The organism is Telluria sp. AIW5 (assembly GCF_056680575.1).
The window spans coordinates 2,829,737-2,853,206 of the sequence record NZ_CM155289.1 but is presented as its reverse complement, the minus strand read 5'-3'; the positions used below and the strand labels follow the sequence as shown (position 1 = coordinate 2,853,206).

The window sequence follows — 23,470 nt, the reverse complement described above, 5'->3', positions numbered from 1 at the left end:
ACCGATTTGAAGAGGCACAGATGAACCTGCAAACGAATCCGCAGGTGCACCTGCGGACGCATTTGCAGACGCCTTACAGGCCCTTTGCCACGCGGGCCAGCACGGTCTCGCGGCCGAACAGTTCCAGCACCGCGTCGATGGCCGGCGTCTGCAGCTGGCCGGTGACGAGCAGGCGCAGCGGCATGGCGATCTGCGGCATCTTGAGACCGTGCGCGGCCAGCACTTCCTTGAGCATCGCGGCAAGCGCGGGCCTGGTCCACTCGACCGTCTGGCAACGTTCGGCAAACGCGGCGAGCGCCGGGCGCACCGCATCGGTCAGGTGCTGGGCCAGCAGGTCCGCAGCGGGTGCCGGCTGGCGGAAGAACAGCATCGCCGCATCTGCCAGTTCGTTGATCGTGTTGACGCGGTCCTTCACCAGCGCCAGCACGGCCGGCAAGGCGGGCGCACCCTCGAACTGCGCGCCCTCGCCTTCCATCTTCGGGCGCACCAGCGCGGCCAGGCGCTCGTTGTCGGCCGCCTTGATGTAGTGGTTGTTCAGCCAGGCCAGCTTTTCAGGATTGAACTGGGCAGCGGACGCGGTCAGGTGTTCGAGGTTGAACCACTCGGTAAACTGCGCCATCGAGAAGATCTCGTCGTCGCCATGGCTCCAGCCGAGGCGCGCCAGGTAGTTCAGCATCGCTTCCGGCAAATAGCCCTGCTCCGGATATTCCATGACGCTGACGGCGCCGTGGCGTTTCGAGAGCTTCTGGCCGTCGGCGCCCAGGATCATCGGCAGGTGGCCGTACTGCGGCAGTTCGGCGCCCAGCGCGCGCAGGATGTTGATCTGGCGCGGCGTGTTGTTCACGTGGTCGTCGCCGCGCAGCACGTGGGTGATCCGCATGTCCCAGTCGTCGACCGACACGCAGAAGTTATAGGTCGGCGTGCCGTCGGGACGGGCGATGACCAGGTCGTCGAGTTCCTTGTTGGCGATCGTGATCGGGCCTTTCACCACGTCGTTCCAGGTCACTTCGCCGTCCAGCGGATTCTTGAAGCGCACCACCGGTTTGACGCCTTCCGGCACGCTTGGGAGGGTCTTGCCCGGCTCCGGGCGCCAGGTGCCGTCGTAGCGCGGTTTTTCGCCGGCTGCGCGCATGCGTTCGCGCATGGCTTCGACTTCGTCCGGCGAGCAGTAGCACAGGTAGGCGGTGCCGGCTTCGAGCATGCCCTTGACGACCTCGCGGTAACGGTCCATGCGCTGCATCTGGTAGAACGGGCCTTCGTCGTGCGCCAGGCCCAGCCACTGCATGCCGTCCAGGATCGCCTGCACCGCTTCCGGCGTCGAACGTTCGAGGTCGGTGTCCTCGATGCGCAGGATGAAGGTGCCGCCGAAATGGCGGGCATAGGCCCAGGAATACAGCGCGGTGCGCGCGCCGCCGAGGTGGAGGTAGCCGGTCGGGCTGGGGGCAAATCGGGTACGAACGGGGGTGCGGACGGTCATGGCGAAAAGCGTAATGGTAAAGGGGCTATTCTACCCCGATGCGCTCCACGCGGGCAGCGCCGCCGCCCCCCCCCGGACTACGCGCGCCGTTCGTCGGGCCGCCCGGCGCTTTGCTCGGCGCGCGTCTCGTCGATATAGGCCGCCAGCGTGCGCACCGTCGGATAATCGTAGAGCAGCTCGGCGCTGACCGGCACGCCGCTGGCCTGCTCGATCTCGAGCGCGAGCGGCACCGAAGCGAGCGAATCGATGCCGAGGTCGCTGAACGGCGTATCGACGGTCCAGCTGTGGGCGTCCTGCAGCGCGCCGCATCCGATATCGACGTCCGGCATGTCGCCGGTCCAGGCATCGAGGTCTGGCGCGGCGTCCGGACCACTGCCGGAGGCCTGCGCATGGACCGCCGCGTCGTCCGACAGGCCCGACAAGCCGGGCAAGCCATGCATCGTATCGCCAAGCCCGCCCTCGCGCAGCCAGCGCGCCACGCAAGCGCGCACCAGTTCCAGGCTCGATGGTGCGGCCGCTGGCGCCGCTTCCACCACGAACGCAGCTGGCGCCGCCTGGCGCAGCAAGGGATCGAGTGCGCCCGCTTCTCCCGGCGCGCCCTGCTCGATGTCGCCGATCGCCAGCGCATGCCGGGCCACGCGCGCCAGCAGCGTGCCGGCGAACGGACAAGCGGCGGCGGCCCCGCTCTCGCCCGCGATCGCATGCCGCAGCGCGTCCAGGCGCCGCACGGCCCAGGCGGCCGCCTCGCCGCGCGCCGTGGCGGCCAGCAGCGTCCACGCGGCGAACTCGCCATTGCGCGCGTCCTGCCAGGCGCCGCTGCCCTGCGCCGGCAGCTTTGCCAGCGAAGCCGCATGCTCAGGCGCGTTGAAACGCACGAGCGCCTGCGCGAATGGATTGTCCGGCAAGCGCACCAGTGCGCCGAGGTGGACGTACAAGGCTTCGCTCGGCCCCTCGAGGATGCGCAGCACGCGCGCATCCCGCAGCAGTTGCGGCGCCAGGTTGGTCTCCAGGTAGCCGCGCCCGCCGAGCATCTGCATCAGGCGGTCGACGGCCTCCCACAGCAGTTCCGAGAGCACGCACTTGCAGGCGCTGCAGGCGTCCAGCGGCAAAGGTTCGCCCTCGTCGATGCGCGATGCGAGCGCGTCGACCAGCGCTTCGGCCGCGCCGATGGCGCAATCGAGTTCGTGCATGCGCAGCAGCGTGACCGGATTGTCGACCAGGCGCCCGCCGGCGATGTCGCGCCGCGCCGCGTAGCGCGCCATCAATTGAAAGCAGCGCTTCATCGCACCCACGCACAGTGCGCCGATGCCCAGGCGCGCGAAGCCCATCGCATCCTGCGCCACGTCCATGCCGGCGCCGGGCGCGCCCAGCACCTGGGCGTCGGGCACGAAGACGCCGTCGAAACGCACCGCGCTCTGCGGCATCGCGCGCATGCCCATCGTCAGCGCTTCCGGCCCGAGCTGCAAGCCGGGCGCGTCGCCCGGCACCAGCAGCGCCACCGTTCCCAGCGCGCGTCCTGCGGCATCGAAAGCGCGTGCGAACACGGTCAGCACGCCGGCCCAGGCGGCGAGGCCGATCAGGTGCTTCTCGCCTTTCACACGCCAGCCGCCCTCGACCCGGTCGGCGCGGCTGCCGATCGCGCGCGGATTCGATCCGGCCTGCGGCTCGCTCAGGGCATACGCAGCCAGCTGGCGTCCGCTGGAGAGCGTCGGCAGCCATTGGGCGCGCAGCGGCTCCGGCGCGAAGCGCAGCAAGGGCCGCAAGCCGAGGCCGTTGTGCACGCCGACCAGCGTCGCCAGCGTCAGGTCGATTGCGGCCAGTTGCGCCATCACCCGCACCAGGTCGATCGTCGCCAGCGCCAGCCCGCCGGCGTCGCGTGGCGCCTGCAGCCCGAGCAGGCCGCGCGCGCCGAAGTCGAGCAGCACATGCGGCGGCAGCGAGCGCCGTTCGTCGGCCAGGCGCGAGTCGAGCCGGCGCTCCGCATAGTCGCGCAGCCAGGCGATGAGGGCGTCGGCGCGTGCGCCGCTGCCGGCGTCGCGTGCCGGCCGCAGCGGCAGCACCTGCAAGCTGCCGTCCTGCAGCATGGCCTTGCAGCGCGCGCGCTGGATCTTGCCGCTGGTCGTGCGCGGAAAAGCGCCCGGCGCGACAAACGCAAGCGTGTGCAGCGCCACGCCGGTCCCCGCCGTCACGGCGGCGCGGATGGCGCGCGCCAGCAGATCGAGCTCGCCCCCGCGTGCCAGTGCGCGGGTCGCCTCGACCACCAGGGCGAGGCGCTCGCCGCCCTCCCCGTCCAGCGCAAAGGCGGCGCAGCTGTTCGGCGCCAGTTCGCCGCTGGCGCCCTCGGCCAGCTCTTCCACATCCTGGGCGTGGATCTTGCGGCCGTGGACGATGATGACGTCCTTGCGGCGGCCGGTAATATAGATCTCGCCATCGCGCAGGAACCCGAGGTCGCCGCTGCGCAGCCAGCGTGCGCCGGACAGCGCCCCGGGCGCGTCCGCGATGCGCAAGCCGAACATGCGGGCGCTGTCGGTGGCGCGCCCATGATAGCCGCGGGCGACGCCGGGACCGGCGATCCAGAGTTCGCCGATCTCGCCGTCCGCCGCCGGCACGCAGCGCGCCGGGTCGACTACCGCCACCTCGACGCCCGGCGCGGCGCGCCCGCACGCGACCAGCAGCCGGCTGCCCGCCTGCCCCGCGCGCGCTACGCTGACCTCGCCGCGCTCGATGGCCGCCGCGTCCAGCGCGAGGCTGCGCGGCGCCCGCCCGCACGGGCCTCCCGCCACCAGCAGCGTGGCCTCGGCCATGCCATAGCACGGGAACAGGGCCTCGCGCCGCAGGCCGCAGGCGCCGAAGGCGTCCATGAAACGTTCCAGCGTCGCGGCGCGCACGGGCTCGGCGCCGTTGTACAGCACGTCCAGGCTGGACAGGTCGAGCCCCTCCTTCTGCGCGCCGCCGATGCGGCGCAGGCACAGGTCCCAGGCGAAGTTCGGCCCGCCGCTGCAGGTGGCGCGGTAGCGGGTGATCGCTTCCAGCCAGCTCGCGGGCCGGCGCAGGAAGGCCCCGGGCGCCATCAACACCGAGCGGAAACCGAGCATCAGCGGAGAGGCGATGCTGCCGATCAGGCCCATGTCGTGGAACGGCGGCAGCCAGCTGACCATGACCGTGTCCGGGCCGAAGCCGAAGGCGCTCCCGATTGCCGCCACGTTGGCGGCGATGTTCGCGTGGGTGACTTCGACGCCCTTCGGCTGGCCGGTCGAGCCGGAGGTGTACTGCAGAAAGGCGACCACCCCGGACGCCGGTCGCGGCAAAACGACGGGGCCTGCAGCGCCGGCCCCGCCCAGCAGCGCAGCGCCGCAGCCGGCGCGTGCCAGGGCGGCGGTGCTCGCCGCATACGCCTCGGGTGCGCACAGCACCAGTGCCGGCGAGGCGTCGTCGAGCAGCGCGGCAAGGCGGGCGGCGTCGCGCGCCCGGTGCGCGGGCGCGGCCGGCACCGCGACCACACCGGCCGCCAGGCAGGCAAGGAAGGCGACGACGAAATCGATTCCCGCCGGATGCAGCAGCAAGGCGCGCGCGCCGGGCGCGGCCGATCGGACGATCTGCGCGGCCAGCGCATCAACGCGCGCGGCCAGGTCGAGGTAACAGATATCCTGTTCGCTGCCGTTCTCGCGCAGGAAAGTGTAGGCGATGCGTGCCGGGGTGCGCTGTGCGCGTTCGCGCAGCCGCTCTGTCAGCAGCAGGCGTTCGGGTTCGGATGCGTCAGCCACGGGCGCGCTCCCGCGGCCACGGCTGGCGCGCCGGCTCCACCCCGAGCGCGGCGCCGGCGCCGGCGACCGCCGTGCCGATCATGCGGGCTCCCTGGCGCAGCTGGGCCGGCCCGTGGGCCGCCATCACCTGAAGGCGCAGGCGCGCCGCGCCCAGCGGCACGCCCGGATATTCGACGGCATTCACGAATACGCCTTCGCGTGCCAGCGTGCGCCCGGCCAGGCGCGCCACCTGTTCGTTGCCGATCCAGAGCGGCACGATCGCGGAGGGAACGCCGGTGCAGCGCATGCCGGTCTCCGCCAGGTTGGCGCGCAGCGCGATGGCGTTGCGCAGCAGCGAGTCGCGCAAGGCGTCGCCCTCGCTGCCGGCGACGATGCGCAGCGACTCGAGCACGCAGGCCGCCTGCACCGGCGAGAGCGCGTTCGAAAACAGGTGCGGGCCGGCGAACAGCTGCAGCTGGCGTTTCACCGCGCGCGAAGCGCTGGCGACAAAGCCGCCGTTCGAGGCGAAGGTTTTCGAGAAGGCACCCATCACGAGGTCGACCTTGCCCAGCATCGACTGCTGGCCCAGGCTGCCGGTCCCGCCGGGGCCCAGCGCGCCCAGGTCGTGCGCCACGTCGACCAGCAGGGTCGCGTTGTATTCGCGGCACAGGTGCTGCATCAGCGGCAGGTCGGGCACGTCGGCGTCCATGCTGAACAGGCCTTCGGTAACCACCAGGATGGCATTATCGGTATCGCGCGCACGGATCGCGGCCAGCAGTTCGCGCACGTGGCCGGTGTCGAGGTGCCGGTGCAGCACCACATTGCGCGTGGCGGCGTTCGCGCCCTGGCGCAGCGAGGCATGCGCCAGCTGGTCGACCAGGACGTAATCGCGCGCGTTCACCAGCGCCGTGATGACGCCGAAGGCCGCGCCCCAGCCGGTCGGGAACAGCGTCACGTGCTCGAGGTGCAGCAGTTCGCCGAGCGCCGCTTCCAGCGCCAGCGACAGGCGGCTGTTCCCGAGCAGGACCGCCGAGCCGGCGCTGTGCGGACCTGCTTCGGCCAGCGCGGCCCGCGCCGCGTCGTGCACCGCCGGATGCGAGGCCAGGGAAAGGTAATCCTGGGAAGCGAAATTCACGCCGCGCGTTGCGGTGCCGGGCGCGTCGCCTTCCTCGTGCACCTTCGATTCCGGATTCGGGGCGCCCTCGAGCGCGCGCGCGTACTGCCAGACGCCGTGCGCGGCGCGCAGCCGGCACCAGTCGTCGAGCGCGTCGGCGCGGTGCATCAGGTTGGCGCCGCGCGGCTGCGCGAACTGGGCGACGCTGCCGCGCAGCGCACCGGAAGCTTCCAGTTCGGCGATATCGGCGGCCCGCTCGAAGACGATGGTTTCCTCGTGCACGGTGTACTCCTCGCTAAGGGAATAAATAAGTGGGAAAGAAAAATCAGGCGGCCAGCACTGCCGCTGCCTGCGCAGCCTGGCGCGCCAGCAGCGCACCGACCTGCTCGGCCGGCAGCGGACGGTGGAACAGGTAACCCTGGGCTTCGTCGCAGCACATGGCGTCCAGGTCGGCCAGCTGCTCGGCGGTTTCGACGCACTCGGCGATGACTTTGAGTTCGAGCCGGTGCGCCATCGCGACGATGGTCTCGGCGATCGCGTAGGGCCGCGTACGCTGATCCTGGCCGACTCGCTGGCCCAGGCGGCGCACGAACAGGCCATCCATCTTGAGGATGTCGACGGGGAGCTCGGACAGGTAGTTCAGGCTCGAGTAGCCGGTGCCGAAGTCGTCGATCGAGACCAGCACGCCGGCCGCGCGCAGCGCGCCCATGACCTTGCGGTTGGCGTCCAGGTCGTCGATCAGCACGCCCTCGGTGATTTCGAGGTCGAGGCAGCCGGTGGGCAGCCCGGTCGCGTCGATGATCTCCAGCACGCGCGCGGCGATGTCGGGGTGGCGCAGCTGGCGTGCCGACAGGTTCACGGCCGTCTTTACGCTTGGGAGGCCGGCGTCGCGCCAGGCGCGGTTCTGGGCGCAGGCGGTACCCAGTACCCAATCGCCGATCGCCGATCGGCACGATCATGCCGGTTTCCTCGGCCAGCGGGATGAAGCGGCCCGGATCGATGCGGCCATACACCGGATGCTGCCAACGCAGCAGCGCTTCGACACCGACGATGCGGCGCGTGGCCAGGTCGACCTGCGGCTGGTATTCGAGGAACAGCTGGCCGCGCGCGAGGGCGTCGCGCAGGCCGTTCTTCAACGCGAGGCGCTCGCTCTGCGGCTCGCTGGCGGCGCTCGAATACAGCTGCACCGTGTTCTCGCCCCAGGCGCGCGCGCTGCGCATGGCGATGTCGGCGCGCTTGAGCAGCGCGTCCAGGTCGCAGTCTTCGGCCGGATACAGGGCCACGCCGACCGACAGCGTGACGAAGCATTCGCGCTCGCCGGCCGCTTGTTGCAATGAGAGGGGCAGCCCGAAGCGATCGAGGATCTTTTCCGCCACCTGGCGCGCGTCGCCCTCGGCGGCCACGTCCTCCAGCAGCGCCACGAATTCGTCGCCGCTCCAGCGCGCCACCGTATCGCAGTCGCGCAGGCACTGGCGGATGATGGTGCCGGCCTGCACCAGCAGCGCGTCGCCGGCTTCGTAGCCGAGGGCGTCGTTGACTTCCTTGAACTTGTTGATATTCAGGAGCAGCAGCGCGACCAGGCGGCGGTTGCGGTCGGCGCGGTCCATCGCGTGACGCAGGCGGTCGCGCAGCAGGCGCCGGTTGAGCAGGCCCGTGAGCTGGTCGCAGTGCACGCCGTCGAGCATGCGCCCGACGCTCGCGCCCAGGTCTTTCAGCTCGACCGGCGCCGGGGCGCTGGCGCGCAAGGCCAGCGCCAGCGGCGCCCCGCCCTGGCCGTGGCATACCACCCGGTTGCGCCCGCTCGACTTGGCCAGGTACAGCGCTTCGTCGGCACGCCCGACCGTCAGGCCGATCGCCTCGCCCATGCGGTATTCGGCCACCCCGATCGAGACCGTCAGCGCGATCTCGCTGCCGCCATCCTGGCAGCGCATCTTTTCGATCGCGGCGCGTACGCGTTCGGCCAGCACCATCGCATCGGCAGCCGGGGTTTCGGGCAGCATCAGCAGGAATTCCTCGCCGCCGTAGCGCCCGAAGCTGTCGCTGCCGCGCACCAGGCCCTGCACCGTGCCGGCAAAGGCGCGCAGCACGGTGTCGCCGGCGCTGTGGCCCCAGGTGTCGTTGACGCGCTTGAAGAAATCGATGTCGAGCAGGCACAGGCAAAACGCGCGGCCATTGCGGTCGCTGCGTTCCTTTTCCTTTTCGATGAGGCCCAACAAGTAGCGCCGGTTGTGCACGCCGGTCAGTTCGTCGCGGATGGCCAGCTCGTTGATCGTGCCCAGCGCCTGCTCGAGCTTGACGAAGCCCTGGGTCTTGGTCAGCTCGAACAGCAGCGCGAACACCAGCACCACGACGAACAGGCCGAGGTGGCACGCAAGATACAGCAAGGCCATGTCGGCCACCGGGTGGTTCGGGAGCGGATAGCCGGCGCCGGGCAGCATATAGATTGCGATGGCGGCGGCGCAGCTGAGCGCCAGCCAGGACAAGGCGCTGGCCACGCCTCCCAGGAACATCGCCACCAGGGGTGCCGTGATCAGCCAGCTGGCGGTGGGCGCGCCGATCCCGCCCAGGTTATAGCTGAGCCAGCTGAAATTGAAGAACAGTGCGCACAGGAACAGTTCGCGCGCGGCCCAGATGCGGCCGGTGGCGCGCAGCAGCAAGGGCGAAGCGAGCATGCAGAGGCAGCACAGCAGGATCTCGACGGCGGCGGCGTCGAATCCCAGCAGGTGGTAAGCCAGCGCGTAAAACGGGCCGGCGGTTCCGGCCAGCAGTGCGGCATTGACCACGTTTTCCGCGCGCGTGCGGGCGTTGGCCGCCTGGTCCAACAGGTCGGTGGGAATGAACCAGTGGGTCGCGCCCATGTAACGGTCGCTCCATCGCGCGCAGGTGCTGTTCATGTTTCCTTGGTCCGGCCGCGAGGCCGCTTGGCGAGTCAGGTCAAACGCCAGTGTAGAAAGGAAATTTCCTACAGACTTTATTTTTGAACAGATACAAGGTGGATAAACATGCGCGCAACGCTTGACAAGCAAAACCGAGCGTTGGCGGGAGCGACGCGTCAGGCGCGTTTCAGGGCGATAGCGCGGCCGACGCGCGCGCGCAATTGCCCGCAGCCGCCTTCGACATCCTGCCCCGCCGAGTCGCGCAGCTTGGTCAGCACCCCGCGCGCGTGCAGGCTGGCCGCGATCGCACGCGCACGCTCCCAGCTGGGGCGGCGGAAAGCGAGATCGGGAATCGTGTTGTAGGGGATCATGTTAAGGATGGCGTATTTACCGCGCAACAGTTCGACGATCCCGTCCAGCTCATCCTGGCCATCGTTCACGCCCTCCAGCAAGGTCCACTGGTACTGGATCGGATAGCCGGTCAGGCGCGCATAATGTTCGCCGAATTTGACCAGTTCCCGTGGCGCAAGGCGCGGCGCGCGCGGCAGCAACTCGAAGCGCAAGTCGGGTTTGGTCGTGTGCAGGGACAGCGCCAGTGCCGGCTTCACTCTCCCGAGCGGCAGGCGCTCGAAGGCCCGCGGGTCGCCGACGGTTGAAAACACCAGGTTTTTATGGGGGATATTCGCCTCGACCCCGAGCAGGTCGATCGCTTCGAGGACGTTGTCGAGGTTGTGGGCCGGCTCGCCCATGCCCATGAACACGACCTTTTTGACGGGACGACGCGCGCGTGCCAGCACCACCTGCGCCACGATCTCGCCGCTCGTCACCTGCCGCAGCAGGCCGTCGCGACCGGTCATGCAGAACCGGCAGCCCACGGCGCAGCCGACCTGGCTCGATACGCAGACGCCGTCGCGCGGCAGCAGCACGGTTTCCACGGCCTGGCCGTCAGGCAGGCCGACCAGCAGGCGCGCCGAGCCGTCCTCGGCCGGGTGCTCGCTCACGACCCGTGCCAGGGCGCCGAGTTCGGCGTCCAGTGCGGGCAAGGCTTCGCGCACCAGCCTGGGCAGGTAGTCGCCCGGCCTGCGCCGGCCGCGTTCGTGCGGTGCGCCCTGCACCCAGTCGCGCAGGACGCGCGCCTGGTGTTCGGGCAGCGCACCGAGGCCAGCCAGGCGCTCCCGGATCGCCTCGATACGCATTTAGTCGTTTTTGACGACGATGCTTGGGAACTTGCTGGTCATGTCCTTCGCCCGCTCGGCGACCTTGACCGCCACCTTGCGCGCGATTTCCTTGTAGACAGTGGCCACCGCGCCATCCGGATCGGCGACGACCGTCGGCCGGCCGGAATCGGTCTGCTCGCGGATCGACATGGTCAAAGGCAGCGCGCCGAGGAAGTCGACGCCGAAGTCCTTGCACATCTTCTCGCCGCCGCCCTGGCCGAAAATCGCCTCGGTGTGGCCGCAGTTCGAGCAGATATGGGTGCTCATGTTCTCGACGATGCCGATGATCGGAATCCCGACTTTCTCGAACATTTTCAAGCCCTTGCGCGCGTCAAGCAGCGCGATGTCCTGCGGCGTCGTCACGATCACGGCGCCGGTGACCGGCACTTTCTGCGACAGGGTCAGCTGGATGTCGCCGGTGCCCGGGGGCATGTCGACGATCAGGTAATCGAGGTCGCGCCAGTTGGTTTGCTCGAGCAGTTGCTGCAGCGCCTGCGTGACCATCGGGCCGCGCCAGACCATCGGTTCGTCCGGATCGATCATGAAGCCGATCGAGGACACCTGCACGCCGTGGTTTTCCAGCGGTTCCATGGTCTTGCCGTCCACGCTTTCCGGACGCGCATTAATACCGAGCATCATCGGCTGCGAGGGGCCGTAGATGTCGGCGTCGAGGATACCGACACTCGCGCCCTCGGCCGCCAGGGCCAGGGCCAGGTTGACGGCGGTGGTCGACTTGCCGACGCCGCCCTTGCCCGACGCGACCGCAATGATGTTCTTCACGTTCGGCATGACCTTCAGGCCGCGCTGCACCGCGTGCGAGAGGATCTTGACCTGCACGCTGACGCTGACGTTGCTCACGCCCGGGATCGCCTTGACGGCATTCACGGCCAGCGCGCGCAAGGGTGCGACCTGGCTTTTCGCCGGATAACCGAGCTCGAGGTCGAAGGCGACGTCGGCGCCGTCGACCTGGATGTTCTTGACCGATTTGGAGGACACGAAGTCCTTGCCCGTATTAGGATCGATGACCTTTGCCAGTGCCGCCTTGACGTCGTCCGCAGTAATGCTCATGTGTTTCTCCGAATGTGATGCGCGCAGTGTAGCAAAAAACCGGCCGTGACCTCTTGTCGGAATGGCAAAATCAGGGAATACCCCCTGAGCGCTTAGGGCCATCCGCTGGTAAAATGTTTTCTTTCATTCTTCCAATAGCGTTTCGACCATGACCCGCAAGCTGTTCGTCACTACCGCCCTGCCCTACGCGAATGCCGCCTTCCACATCGGCCACATGATGGAATACATCCAGGCCGACATCTGGGTCCGCTTCCAGCGAATGCAGCGCGACGCAGTGGGCAAGGACTATGCGCGCCGCCAGGTGCATTTCGTCTGCGCCGACGACACCCACGGCACGCCGATCATGATCGCCGCCGAGAAGGAAGGCATCACCCCGCAGGAATTCGTGGCCAAGATCGCCGCCGGCCGCGCCCAATACCTGGACGGCTTCCACATCGCTTTCGACAACTGGTACTCCACCGATTCGCCGGAAAACGTCGAACTCTCGCAAGGCATCTACCGCAAACTGCGCGACGCCGGCCTGATCGTCACGAAAACCGTCGACCGCTTCTTCGACCCGGTCAAGGGCATGTTCCTGGCCGACCGCAACATCAAGGGCGAGTGCCCGCAGTGCCATGCGAAGGACCAGTACGGCGACAACTGCGAAGTCTGCGGCGCCGCCTACCAGCCGACCGAACTGATCAATCCGTACTCGGTCTTCACCGGCTCGACCCCGGTCCTGAAGCCGTCGGAGCAGTATTTCTTCAAACTGTCCGACCCGCGCTGCTTCCACTTCCTGAAGGAGTGGCTGAACACGCCGGGCCGCCTGCAGCCTGAGATGGTGAACAAGGTCTCCGAGTGGCTGGGCGAATCCGGCGAAAAGCTGGCCGACTGGGACATTTCCCGCGACGCGCCCTATTTCGGCATCCCGATTCCGGATGCGCCGGGCAAGTTCTTTTATGTGTGGCTGGACGCGCCGGTCGGCTACCTGGCCTCGCTGAAGAATTACTTCGACAAGCAGGGCCTGGATTTCGACGCCTTCCTGAAGGATCCGAACGCGGAACAGGTGCACTTCATCGGCAAGGACATCGTCTCCTTCCACCTGCTGTTCTGGCCGGCGATGCTGAATTTCTCGGGCCACCCGATCATCGACAAATTGCGCGTCGCCGTCCACGGCCACCTGACCGTGAACAACGAAAAGATGTCGAAGTCGCGCGGCACCGGCATTTCGCCGCTGCGCTACCTGGAACTGGGCATGAACCCGGAATGGCTGCGCTATTACCTGGCGTTCAAGTTGAATGCGAAAGTCGAGGACCTGGATTTCAACGGCGAGGACTTCGTCGCCCGCGTCAACAGCGACCTGATCGGCAAGTACGTCAACATCGCCAGCCGCTGCGCCGGTTTCATTGCCAAGAAATTCGACGGCAAGCTGGCCTCGTCGCTGTCGGACAATGCGCAGGGCTGGATCGCGAAAGCGCTGACGGTTGACGGCGCCGAGCGCCAGGCGTCGATCGCCGCCAGTTTCGAGGCGCGTGAGTTCGGCAAGGCGCTGCGCGAAATCATGGAAATCGCCGACGTCACCAACCAGTTCGTCGACGAGAACAAGCCGTGGGTCCTGGCCAAGGACGACAGCAAGCTGGCCGAGCTGCACGAGGTCTGCACCACTGCCCTGATCCTGTTCCGCCAGTTGACGATCATGCTCTCGCCGGTGCTGCCGCAAGTGGCCGCGCGCGTATCCGAATTCCTGGGCGACAGTGCACTCAGCTGGGCCGACACGCAAGGCGATGCCGTCAGCAGCACCATGCTGGGCCGCACGATCGGCGCCTACAGCCACCTGATGCAACGCGTCGACGCCAAGATGGTCGAGAACCTGTTCGACAAGCCGGCCGCACCTGCACCAACTGCCGTGGTGTCCGACGCCAGCCTGGCGGTCGCCGCCCTGGCCCCGACGGAAGAAGCAGTCGCCGGCGACATCGAAGAACTCGCGCCCGAAATCTCGATCGACGATTTCACGAAGATCGACCTGCGCGTGGCCCGCATCGTCAACTGCGAACACGTCGAAGGCGCCGGCAAGCTGCTGCGCCTGACGCTGGACGTGGGCGAAGGCCGCCACCGCAACGTGTTCTCGGGCATCAAGTCAGCGTATAAACCGGAGGACCTGGTCGGCAAACTGACGGTGATGGTCGCCAACCTGGCGCCGCGCAAGATGAAGTTCGGCATCTCGGAAGGCATGGTGCTGTGCGCCTCCGCCGCCGACGAGAAGGCGAATCCGGGCCTGTACCTGCTCGACCCGATGCCGGGCGCCACCCCGGGCATGCGCATCCGCTGAACGCCTTTGCACGATCCACGCCCCGGGGAGGGTCTTCCCGGGCGCGCCGCGGCGTTATAATGCCGTTTTCTTCAAGAAACATGCGCCTCAGACGCCCTACAAACTCTTTTGATAGGCTAATAAAATGACCGAACTGACTCCCCTCCGCCACATCCCACAAGCCAACGTGTTTCGCAAGGGCGACGTCTTCGTCCTGTTCGGCGAGCTGTTCGGCCGCGGCTATGTGAATGGCCTCATCGACGAGGCGCGCAAGGCGGGCATGACGATCGTCGGCATCACCGTCGGCCGCCGCGACGAGACCGGCGCCCTGCGCGCCCTCGACGCCGCCGAGCTGCTCGAGGCGGAAGAAAAGCTGGGCGGGCGCATCATCAATGTGCCGCTGATGGCCGGCTTCGATATGGACGCCCCGGAAGGCGAGCAGAACCCGACCGAAATGCTGTCGGGTATCACCCTGAAGAGCTGGCAGGAAGACAAGCTGGACTGGGACAAGATCGAGCGCTGCCGCGAAGCCGGCGTGCGCCGCTTCACCGAGTCGGCCGCACAAGTCATGGGCGAGATCGACAAACTGGTGCCGGACGGCGCGAATGTCTTCTTCGCCCACACGATGGCCGGCGGCATTCCGCGCATCAAGGCCTTCCTGGCCATTGCCAACCGGATCTATAAAGGCCGCGGCGAGCGTTTCATGTCCTCGCGCGCGCTGCTTGATAGCGACCTGGGCAAGCTGATCCTGATGAACTTCGACGAAGTCAGCGCCAACACCCTGAAATACCTGATCGACGCGTCGGCCCCGATCCGCGAGCGCGTGATGAAGGCGGGCGGCGAAGTGCGCTATACGGCCTACGGCTACCACGGCACCGAGATCCTGATTGGCGGCAAGTACCAGTGGCAGACCTACACCAACTACACCCAGGGCTACGCCAAGATGCGCCTGGAAAGCATCGCCCAGGCCGCCTGGAACACCGGCATTCCCGCGACTGTCTTCAACTGCCCGGAAATCCGCACGAATTCGTCGGACATTTTCGTCGGCGTCGAACTGTCGCTGTTCCCTCTCCTTACCGCACTGAAAAAGGAAGGCGGCGGCGCCTGGGCCGACCAGCAATGGCAGATTTGCCAGGACCTGCTGGGCGAAGGCACCTCGCTGCAGTCGCTGCTCGACACCATCGAACAGTACAATAACGATGCCACCAGCGCCCAGTTCCGCAATTTCGAAGCCTGGCCGATGGACAACACCCCGGCCCTGGCGGACGTGATGATCGGCACCTCGGAAGCCATGACCGCCCTGCACAAGGACAAGAAGGCCCTGATCACGGATCACCTGTCCTCGCTGGTGCTGGAAGGCGCCGGTCCGCTGATGTTCTATGGTGCTTCGGAAAAGATTGCCCCGGTGCTGTGGCTGAGCCACGACATCATTGCACGCCAACTGAACGCGCTGCACCCGTAAACCTTGACGCCGGGGCCGCGTGGGCAGAACAATCTGCCTCGCCGTTCCGGCTCTCTTTTTTTGATCGATAAAATGCCTAAATTCACCGGTTACGTATCCGAGCACACGAAATTCATCGACGAGCTGAAGTCGAAAACTCCGGGCATGGAAGAACGCCAGCAGGAAGGCCGCTCCCTGCTGTGGGACAAGCTGCCGATCTCGCTCGACGAAGAAGCGCGTACGAAAGAATCGCGCCTGCGCCAGAACGCTTACCCGTACCAGACCAAGTTCTGAAGGCTGACGGGCATGCTGCCGGAAGAGGCCACGCCTGACGTCGTGGCTGCCACCGTGGCCGACGCAGTGGCCGAACCTGTGCCGGACAGCGGCGCCGCCCCGGATCCGGACGGCCTCGACGCGGTCGCTGCCGCGGCCATCGCGCGCCTGTACGGCGAGCCGCTGCTGCGCATGCCCAACGACCTGTACATCCCGCCCGACGCCCTCGAGATCTTCCTCGACGCCTTCGAAGGTCCGCTCGACCTGTTGCTCTACCTGATCCGCAAGCAGAACTTCAACATCCTCGACATCCCGATGGCGCAGGTCACCCTGCAATACCTGGAATATGTCGAGCAGATTCGCAAGAGCAACCTGGAGCTGGCGGCCGAGTATTTGCTGATGGCGGCGATGCTGATCGAGATCAAGTCGCGCATGCTGCTCCCCAAAAGGCAGGACGACCTGGTCGAGGATTCAGGCGACCCGCGCGCCGAACTGGTGCGCCGCCTGCTGGAATACGAGCAGATCAAGATCGCCGCCCTGAACCTCGGTGCGCTGCCGCAGGAAGGGCGCGATTTCCAGCGGCCCTCGCTGACCGTCGAGCAGAGCCTGACGCCGGTGCTGCCCCAGGTCGATCCGCACGATTTGCAGCGCGCCTGGCTCGACGTGCTGCGCCGGGCGAAACTGACCCAGCACCACCGCATCGGGCGCCAGGAACTCTCGGTGCGCGAGCACATGTCGGCGATTTTGCGTACGCTGCAGTCGCAGCGCTTCGTGGAATTCGGCGAACTGTTCGCGGGCCAGGAAACGGTGCCGATCATCGTCGTGCACTTCGTCGCCCTGCTCGAGCTGGCCAAGGAGACCCTGGTCGAAATTACCCAGGCCGAACCGTTTGCGCCAATTTACGTGCGGCTGGCATACTCGCCCGCATAGGCAGGCAAACAGCGCACGCACACAACTTTACGACCATACACATGAAAATCATCACGACCATCGAGGAACTGCGCGACCAGATGCGCGGCCAGCTGCGCACCGCTTTCGTTCCGACGATGGGCAACCTGCACGAAGGCCACCTGTCGCTGATGCGCCTGGCGCGCAAGCATGGCGACCCGGTGGTCGCTTCCATTTTCGTCAACCGCCTGCAGTTCGGCCCGAACGAAGACTTCGACAAATACCCGCGCACCTTCCAGGCCGACGTCGAGAAGCTGGAAAAGGAAGGCGTCTACGTGCTGTTCGCGCCGACCGAAAAAGACCTGTATCCGGAACCGCAGGAATACCGTGTGCAGCCGCCCGACATGCTGGGCAACACGCTCGAAGGCGAATTCCGCCCCGGTTTCTTTGGCGGCGTGTGCACGGTCGTGACCAAGCTGTTTTCCTGCGTCCAGCCGCGCGTGGCCGTGTTCGGCAAGAAGGATTACCAGCAGTTGATGATCGTGCGTAACATGGCACGCCAATTTGCCATGCCGACCGAAATCATCGGCGCCGAAACCTTCCGCGCCGAAGACGGCCTGGCCCTTTCCTCGCGCAACATGTACCTGTCGACCGAAGAACGCGCCGAGGCGCCGGCCCTCTACCAGGGCCTGAATTTCGTGGCGAACGAAATCCGCGGCGGCCACCTCGACATTTTCTCGGTCGAACGTGAAGCGATGGCGCAATTGAGCGCACGCGGCTGGAAGCCGGACTATATTTCGGTAAGGAAGCGCATCGACCTGCAACCGCCTTCGGCCGGCGACCTGGCCCAGGGTACGCCGCTGGTCGTGCTGGCGGCCGCCAGGCTCGGCACGACGCGCCTGATCGACAACCTGGAAATCTGAGGCTGGGGCGCAACGCCAGCGCTGACATCTTGCAAACGACTATTAACGTTTTGCAACACAGGGCACCGCGGTTTATACTGGCACTTGCCCGGCGCTCTGCCGGGCAGATTTTTTCGCTGCAAGGATTGCCGCTGTGACCGACGCCCCAACCGACACCCCGTCCCGCCCAACCCGCAAGCGTACGCCCCGTCCTGCCGACGTGTTGGAGCGTATTGCCGCGAACGCGGCACCGCACGAGATGCGCGACCCATTCGACATCGGCGAGACCTTCGCCAGCCTGGCCGAGTCGGGTGAAGCGCTGACGATCTACACGAACGCTTCGGTGGAGCCGCTGCTGGCGAGGATCGACTCGGTGCATCCCGACGATCCCCATTTCACGCTCGACGTCGTCGGCGCGATCCCCGCAGGCCGCGCCACCTTCGTCGCAGCCCTGGGCGGCAACGCCAAGCTCCAGTTCGACCTCGACAGCCACTGGTCGCCGGCTCCCGGCAGTCCCAACCTGGTGCCGGCCGTGTTTCCGGAAACCTGCCTGGTCCTGAACCGGCGCGGCGCGCCGCGCCTCGACACGCCGGTCAACGGCAGCTATGCCGCGACCTTCACGATTTTGAACAAGCTGTTCGAACTACCGCTGTGCGACTACTCGGTCGGCGGTGTCGGCCTGCGCGCCACGCCCGAACAGGCGGCGCAACTGCATCTCGGAAAGAAATTGAAAAGCGTGCGCCTGCAACTGGGGCCAGCGCTGTCGATCGTCGCCGACCTCGAGGTGCGCCTGCTGCGGCCCTTCCGCAGTTTCCTGCTGGGCGAACAGGTGCAGGTTGGCTGCAGCATCGACAATATCGAGATGCAGATGCAACAGCATTTGCAGCGCCTGGTGAGCGCCAACCGGGGACGATAGGTGGCGGAAGCGGCTTCGCGCTGCGTTTCGATACGCAGACGCTGCACGCGTGGGCATGCCCACCCTACGTTACGCCACAGTTCCATGAACTTGCTACGGGCAGCGGTGCACCGTAGGGTGGGCATGCCCACGCGTTCGCAGCGTTTGCGCAGCGCCGCCGCATTTATCGACAAAAGAGTCGATGAACGGCGCGCCAAAGCCAGCCTTACTGCGTCACCGCCTGCGCCCACGCCAGCGCCGACAAGTGCGCCCTGTTCACTTCCAGCGGGCTGATGCCGAGCGAACCGGCCAGCGCCCCGACCAGGTTCGAACTCAGCTCGCACGCCTCGGCCAGCGCCAGGTAAGGCCCATACATGCCTTCGCGCGACATCAGCGCGCGTACGACTTCCGGTGGCAGCGGGATGGTTTCGAGCACTTCCTTCATCGGCAGGCCGAGCAGGCGGTCGAGCAGGGAGAACATGCCGGCGACGAACAGGTTCTCGCCCTCGCCTTTCGGCAAGGCGTGCAGGCCCAGCAACTCGGTCAAGCGGCCGCGCACGACCGCGGTCTCCATCAGCACCGGCGAATAGCCGCTCGCGCTGGCGCTTGCCAACAGCAGGGTCAGCCAGCGGTACAGGGGCGCGTAGCCCATCAGGCTGATCGCCTGGCGGATCGACTGCACCTCGCGCCCTGCCCCGAAACCAGCCGAGTTGATGTTGCGCAGCAGCTTGTAGGTCAGCGCCGGGTCGCGTTTCAGCACGCTTTCCAGCTTCGGGATGTCGTCGTTGTTCTGCACCATCTGCATCAGTTGCAGGATGATGGTCTGGGTCGGGTTGAGGCCCTTGACCGGGCTGCCGGGACGCGGCGTCAGGTGCAGCTTGCCGACGAAGGCGTCGAGGCCGAGCGCGGCGCAGGCGTCGTAATCGATCCAGTTGGTGACCGGGCGCCCGACCATGCGGAGCGACGCTTGTTTCGCCGCGGCATAGCTGCGCGCCTGGGCGCCGACGTCGATGCCGGAAAAGCGCATTTCGACGTGCGAAGCATAGGGCGCGAGCGCCGGGGTCAGGTGCTTGACGTCAAGGCCGCGGATCGAGATGCCGACGCCGCCGGCGCGCAGGCCCTGCACGGCGGCGCGCGTGGTCGGGTCCATCAGGTAGCGCGCCTGCAGGCTCAGCACGGTGCGCTCGGGCGGCAGCGAGAACAAGGCGTCGGTGGAGAGCATGGCCGGGACGGCGTCGAGGAAGAGCTGCTTGTCGCGCAGCAGCCAGCCGCGCTCGTCGTCGTTGACGTGCTCGGCCACGAAGGCGACCAGCTGTTCGAGGTCGGTATCCTGCATGGCCTGGCCGCCCTGTTGCCACAGCAGTTCGTAGCCAATGACCCGCTGCGCAGGGTCGAGCAGCGGTTCGCGAACAATATAATTGGTGTGATGCATGAAGTGGCCGCGGTAGAACGAAGGCGAAACAAAGGCGTCCGAGGCCGCCGGTACTAGACGAGACTCAGAAGCCCAGGCTGTCGAGCAGGTCGTCGACCTGGCCCTGGTTCGCTACCACCTCGACGTTGCCCTCGGGCTTGATCTGCGGGCCATTCAGCAAGCCGTTGTCGAGCTCGCGGCGAATTTCGCTCGGGGCGAAATCGACGAGCACTTGCACCAGCTGCTTTTCCAAGTCTTGCGCGATCGAGGTGATCTTGCCGATCACCTGGCCGGTCAGGTCCTGGAAGTCCTGGGCCAGCATGATGTTCATCAGCTCGGCACGGGTGGCGGCCGCGGCACGTTCGTTCTCGGCCATAACTACAATGCTGCGCTCGGCGAGCGCGCGCCAATTGGCGTCGCCGCCATCACCGTCGAGCAAGGCCTGCCAGGACGTGCGCAGCTCAGCGCTGCGACTTTCCACCGCGTCCTGCAGGGGACCCGCCGTATCGGTGGCGTCGAGCACGCGCTTGGCGGCCTGTTCCGACAGCCGGGCGACGTAGTCGAGCCTGTCGCGCGCATCCGGAATGTCGCTAGCGGCCTTTTCGACCAGCTTGTCGAGGCCAAGGCCGCGCAGGCTGTCGTGCAGCGCGCGCGTCATATGGCCTACCCGGATCAGGACTTCGTCGTTCGAAGCCCCGTCCGCGCTCACTGCGGAAGCAACTACGGCGATCGGCTCGACCATGATCAGGCAGTTCCCATTTTCTCGAAGATCTTGTTGAGCTTCTCGTCGAGCGTGGCCGCGGTGAATGGTTTCACCACATAGCCGCTTGCGCCGGCCTGGGCCGCCGCGATGATGTTTTCCTTCTTCGCTTCCGCGGTCACCATCAACACCGGCAGCTTGGCCAGGGCGGGATCGGCACGGATGTTCTGCAGCATGGTCAGACCGTCCATGTTCGGCATGTTCCAGTCGGAGACCACGAAGTCGAACTGTTCGCTGCGCAGCTTCGCCAGCGCCATCACGCCATCTTCCGCTTCGTCGACATTCGCGTAACCCAGTTCTTTCAACAAGTTCCGGACGATGCGGCGCATCGTCGAGAAATCGTCAACAACCAGGAACCGCATCTTTGGATCAGCCATGAATTACTCCGTTTGATTCTTTTACTATGGTTAGTGTGGCTTGAGTCGCTGCAACAAGCAAGCTCAAGAATAGCATTTTTGTTGCCGTACGGCGATAAAACAGACAGGAAATGGTGCGATTCGCCGCGATCCGGATCAAACGCGCAACGCTCTTCCACCGTGCGCGGCCAGGTGGCCGAGTACCAGGCCCGGCAAGGCCGTCAGCGGCGCGACTTCGTGGGCGGCACCGATCGCGATCGCTTCGCGCGGCATGCCGAACACGACGCACGAGGCTTCGTCCTGGGCGAAATTCTGGGCGCCCGCGTTTTTCATTTCAAGCATACCAGCAGCACCGTCCTTACCCATGCCCGTCAGGATAACGCCGACCGCATTTTTGCCTGCGGCAATTGCCGCCGAGCGAAAGAGGACGTCGACCGAGGGACGGTGGCGGTTCACCGGGTCGGTCTGCTCGATCTTCGTCATATAGTTCGCGCCGGAGCGCGCCAGCAGCAGGTGCGAATGGCCCGGTGCGATATACGCGTGGCCGGGCAGGATGCGTTCGTTGCCGGCGGACTCGCACACCGTGATCTTGCACAGCGCGTCGAGCCGGCGCGCGAACGAGGTGGTAAAGCCTTCCGGCATGTGCTGGGCGATCAGGATGCCGGGGCAGTCCGAGGGCATCTGCATCAAAAACTCGCGGATCGCTTCCGTGCCGCCGGTAGAGGCGCCGATGATGATCAGCTTTTCCGACGAAGTCAGCGGGCTGCGCAGTTGCGGCAGCGCGGTCGTCGGCGTCGGGCTGGCGGCGGTGCGTTTCACGCGTGCACGGGCCGCGGCGCGGATTTTCTCCGTGATCAGTTCGGTGTACTCGCGCATGCCGCTCTGGATCGAGATTTTCGGCTTGGTCACGAAGTCGACCGCACCGAGTTCCAGCGCGCGCATCGTGATTTCCGAGCCGCGCTCGGTCAGCGAGGACACCATCAGCACCGGCATCGGGCGCAGGCGCATCAATTTTTCCAGGAAGTCGAGGCCATCCATCTTCGGCATCTCGACGTCGAGCGTGAGCACGTCCGGGTTGGTTTTCTTGATCAGTTCGCGCGCGACGAGCGGATCGGGGGCCGTGCCCACGACTTCCATGTCGGCTTGCGAATTGACGATCTCGCTCATGACGCTGCGGATCAGGGCCGAGTCGTCGACGATCAGGACCTTGGTTTTCATGGCTTATCCTTTGCAGGTCAGAACAAATCGGAACAAATCAAAACAGGTCGATTGCGCCGCTCACGGGCTCGACCTTGAGGCGCTTGGCGTAGTCGAGTTCGCGCTTGGCCACGGTATCGTTCTGGGTTTGCATCAGCTTCTTGACGAGCACTTTGCCCGTCTTCGGGAAGAAATACACCTTGCGTGGGTGGACGTCGTTCAGGTCTTCGGCCAGCACCGGGATGCGCTCGGTTTTCAGGAACTGCATCACGAACTCCGCATTGCGCTGGCCCACGTTCATGGCCGTGAAGCCGCGCAGCACGGCGCCGCCGCCGAATACCTTGGCCTCCAGGTTCTCGCGCCGCGCACCGGCCTTCAGCAGGTCGTTGATCAGGATTTCCATGGCAAAGGTACCGTAGCGCATCGAGGCCGAGACCGGGCTGCCGGCGTCGCCGCCGCCATCGGGCAGCATGAAGTGGTTCATGCCGCCCAGGCCCGTGATGCGGTCGCGGATGCAGGCCGAGACGCAGGAACCGAGCACGGTCACGATCAGCATGTTCTTGCCGGTGTAGTAGTACTCGCCCGGCAGGATCTTCGCCGCGTCGCAGTCGAAGGTGCGGTCGTAGTAGACGTTGGTGGCGAACTGGTTATTCGAGTGCATGATGTTTCCGCAGGTGCTGCTTCAAGCGCGACGCTCGTGGAGTTCGTAGACGGTCTTGCCGCGCAGGCGCAGCGAGTCGGACACGTACAGGAAGTTCTCGGAGTGGCCGGCAAACAGCAGCGCGTGCGGCTTCATCAGCGGCACGAAGCGCGCCAGGATCTTGCGCTGCGTTTCCTTGTCAAAATAGATCATCACGTTGCGGCAGAAGATGGCGTCGAACTGTCCACCGTTTTGCCCACCCAGGGGCCAGGAATCCGACAGCAGGTTCAACTGGCGGAAGGTGACCAGCTGGCGCAGTTCAGGACGCACCCGCACCATGCCTTCGTGGCGCCCCTTGCCGCGCAAGAAAAACTTTTTCAGGCGTTCCGGCGCCATCTTTTCCACGCGATCGAGCCCGTACATGCCTTCACTGGCCGTGGACAGCACATTCGTGTCGATGTCGGTGGCGATGATCTGCACCGGCGGCGTGAGCGTATTGAAGGCTTCGCACAGGGTCATCGCGATCGAATACGGCTCTTCGCCGGTCGAGCTGGCCGAGCACCAGATGGTCAGGGGCGCACTATCCCGCGCGCGCAGCAATTGCACGTGCTCGGCCAGCAGCGGGAAGTGGTGGGCTTCGCGGAAGAAGGAGGTCAGGTTCGTCGTCAGCGCGTTCGTGAACGATTCGAACTCTTCGCCCAGGCGCCCTGCTTCCAGGTCGTCGAGGTATTTGCCGAAGGATTGAATACCGGTGGCGCGCAGGCGCCGCGCCAGGCGGCTGTAGACCATTTCCTGCTTGCTGTCGGCCAGCGAGATGCCGGCGCGGCGATAGATCAGGGCGCGCACGCGCTCGAAGTCGGCGCGCGTGAAGTCAAATTCCTTGACTGTGTCGGAGGTGTGTAACGGCACTTTGCCTTACCTGTCT

Annotated in this window: 18 protein-coding genes and 1 pseudogene; 6 read left to right on the top strand and 13 right to left on the bottom strand. The window is 66.2% G+C overall.

Translation table 11 applies throughout. The annotated features are described in order from the left end of the window. Positions 1-73: 73 nt before the first annotated feature. The 7 genes and pseudogenes from gltX to apbC form a co-directional block, all read right to left on the bottom strand. Entirely contained in the window at positions 74-1,477 is a 1,404-nt protein-coding gene (gene gltX / locus AC1MEM_RS12565) for a glutamate--tRNA ligase (RefSeq protein WP_499470838.1), read from the bottom strand. 77 nt (positions 1,478-1,554) lie between these two features. Next, on the bottom strand, positions 1,555-5,241 hold the full coding sequence (locus tag AC1MEM_RS12560) for an AMP-binding protein (RefSeq protein WP_499470836.1): 3,687 nt from the start codon (positions 5,239-5,241) through the stop codon (positions 1,555-1,557). Next, positions 5,234-6,616, bottom strand: a complete 1,383-nt coding sequence (locus tag AC1MEM_RS12555) for an aminotransferase class I/II-fold pyridoxal phosphate-dependent enzyme (RefSeq protein ID WP_499470834.1) — start codon at positions 6,614-6,616, stop codon at positions 5,234-5,236. Before AC1MEM_RS12555 ends, AC1MEM_RS12560 begins: the two co-directional genes overlap by 8 nt. Before the next feature lie 43 nt (positions 6,617-6,659). Beyond that, positions 6,660-7,259 (bottom strand): EAL domain-containing protein, encoded by a 600-nt coding sequence (locus AC1MEM_RS12550; protein WP_499477642.1) that lies wholly within the window; start codon positions 7,257-7,259, stop codon positions 6,660-6,662. A gap of 85 nt (positions 7,260-7,344) precedes the next feature. Then, positions 7,345-8,724 (bottom strand): annotated as a pseudogene (locus AC1MEM_RS12545) (GGDEF domain-containing protein); the annotation flags it as partial. 662 nt (positions 8,725-9,386) lie between these two features. Beyond that, complete coding sequence (locus AC1MEM_RS12540; protein ID WP_499470832.1) at positions 9,387-10,406, bottom strand: RNA methyltransferase; 1,020 nt, start codon at positions 10,404-10,406, stop codon at positions 9,387-9,389. Continuing rightward, positions 10,407-11,495: an iron-sulfur cluster carrier protein ApbC gene (gene apbC, locus AC1MEM_RS12535; protein ID WP_499470830.1), complete on the bottom strand. Its 1,089-nt coding sequence runs from the start codon at positions 11,493-11,495 to the stop codon at positions 10,407-10,409. 148 nt (positions 11,496-11,643) lie between these two features. On the opposite strand from apbC, the gene metG reads away from it, so the two are divergent. From metG to AC1MEM_RS12505, 6 genes are all read left to right on the top strand, one after another. Further along, a complete protein-coding gene (gene metG / locus AC1MEM_RS12530; protein WP_499470828.1) occupies positions 11,644-13,803 on the top strand; it encodes a methionine--tRNA ligase in 2,160 nt (719 codons plus the stop codon). Between the two features lie 124 nt (positions 13,804-13,927). Continuing rightward, positions 13,928-15,244 (top strand): enoyl ACP reductase FabMG family protein, encoded by a 1,317-nt coding sequence (locus AC1MEM_RS12525; protein WP_499470826.1) that lies wholly within the window; start codon positions 13,928-13,930, stop codon positions 15,242-15,244. Between the two features lie 72 nt (positions 15,245-15,316). Then, a complete protein-coding gene (locus AC1MEM_RS12520; protein ID WP_192052366.1) occupies positions 15,317-15,517 on the top strand; it encodes a DUF3460 family protein in 201 nt (66 codons plus the stop codon). A 12-nt stretch (positions 15,518-15,529) separates the two neighbouring features. After that, on the top strand, positions 15,530-16,426 hold the full coding sequence (locus AC1MEM_RS12515; RefSeq protein ID WP_499470824.1) for a segregation and condensation protein A: 897 nt from the start codon (positions 15,530-15,532) through the stop codon (positions 16,424-16,426). 41 nt (positions 16,427-16,467) lie between these two features. After that, entirely contained in the window at positions 16,468-17,307 is an 840-nt protein-coding gene (gene panC, locus AC1MEM_RS12510; protein WP_499470822.1) for a pantoate--beta-alanine ligase, read from the top strand. A 133-nt stretch (positions 17,308-17,440) separates the two neighbouring features. Next, positions 17,441-18,202: a PilZ domain-containing protein gene (locus AC1MEM_RS12505; protein ID WP_499470820.1), complete on the top strand. Its 762-nt coding sequence runs from the start codon at positions 17,441-17,443 to the stop codon at positions 18,200-18,202. A 205-nt stretch (positions 18,203-18,407) separates the two neighbouring features. Here the strand turns inward: AC1MEM_RS12505 and AC1MEM_RS12500 are convergent, their stop codons facing one another. The 6 genes from AC1MEM_RS12500 to AC1MEM_RS12475 form a co-directional block, all read right to left on the bottom strand. Continuing rightward, on the bottom strand, positions 18,408-19,613 hold the full coding sequence (locus tag AC1MEM_RS12500) for an EAL and HDOD domain-containing protein (RefSeq protein ID WP_499470818.1): 1,206 nt from the start codon (positions 19,611-19,613) through the stop codon (positions 18,408-18,410). 64 nt (positions 19,614-19,677) lie between these two features. Continuing rightward, positions 19,678-20,334 (bottom strand): protein phosphatase CheZ, encoded by a 657-nt coding sequence (gene cheZ / locus AC1MEM_RS12495; protein ID WP_499470816.1) that lies wholly within the window; start codon positions 20,332-20,334, stop codon positions 19,678-19,680. 2 nt (positions 20,335-20,336) lie between these two features. Next, the gene (cheY, locus tag AC1MEM_RS12490) at positions 20,337-20,729 is read right to left on the bottom strand and encodes a chemotaxis response regulator CheY (protein WP_499470814.1); all 393 of its coding nucleotides are present in this window, start codon (positions 20,727-20,729) and stop codon (positions 20,337-20,339) included. A gap of 135 nt (positions 20,730-20,864) precedes the next feature. Further along, positions 20,865-21,926, bottom strand: a complete 1,062-nt coding sequence (locus AC1MEM_RS12485; RefSeq protein WP_499470812.1) for a protein-glutamate methylesterase/protein-glutamine glutaminase — start codon at positions 21,924-21,926, stop codon at positions 20,865-20,867. Positions 21,927-21,963: 37 nt separating this feature from the next. Next, positions 21,964-22,566, bottom strand: coding sequence for a chemoreceptor glutamine deamidase CheD (cheD, locus tag AC1MEM_RS12480; RefSeq protein ID WP_499470810.1), 603 nt, complete (start codon positions 22,564-22,566; stop codon positions 21,964-21,966). Between the two features lie 21 nt (positions 22,567-22,587). Then, positions 22,588-23,454 carry a CheR family methyltransferase gene (locus tag AC1MEM_RS12475; RefSeq protein ID WP_499470808.1) on the bottom strand — a complete coding sequence of 289 codons (867 nt, stop codon included), beginning with the start codon at positions 23,452-23,454 and terminating at the stop codon, positions 22,588-22,590. Positions 23,455-23,470: the final 16 nt, after the last annotated feature.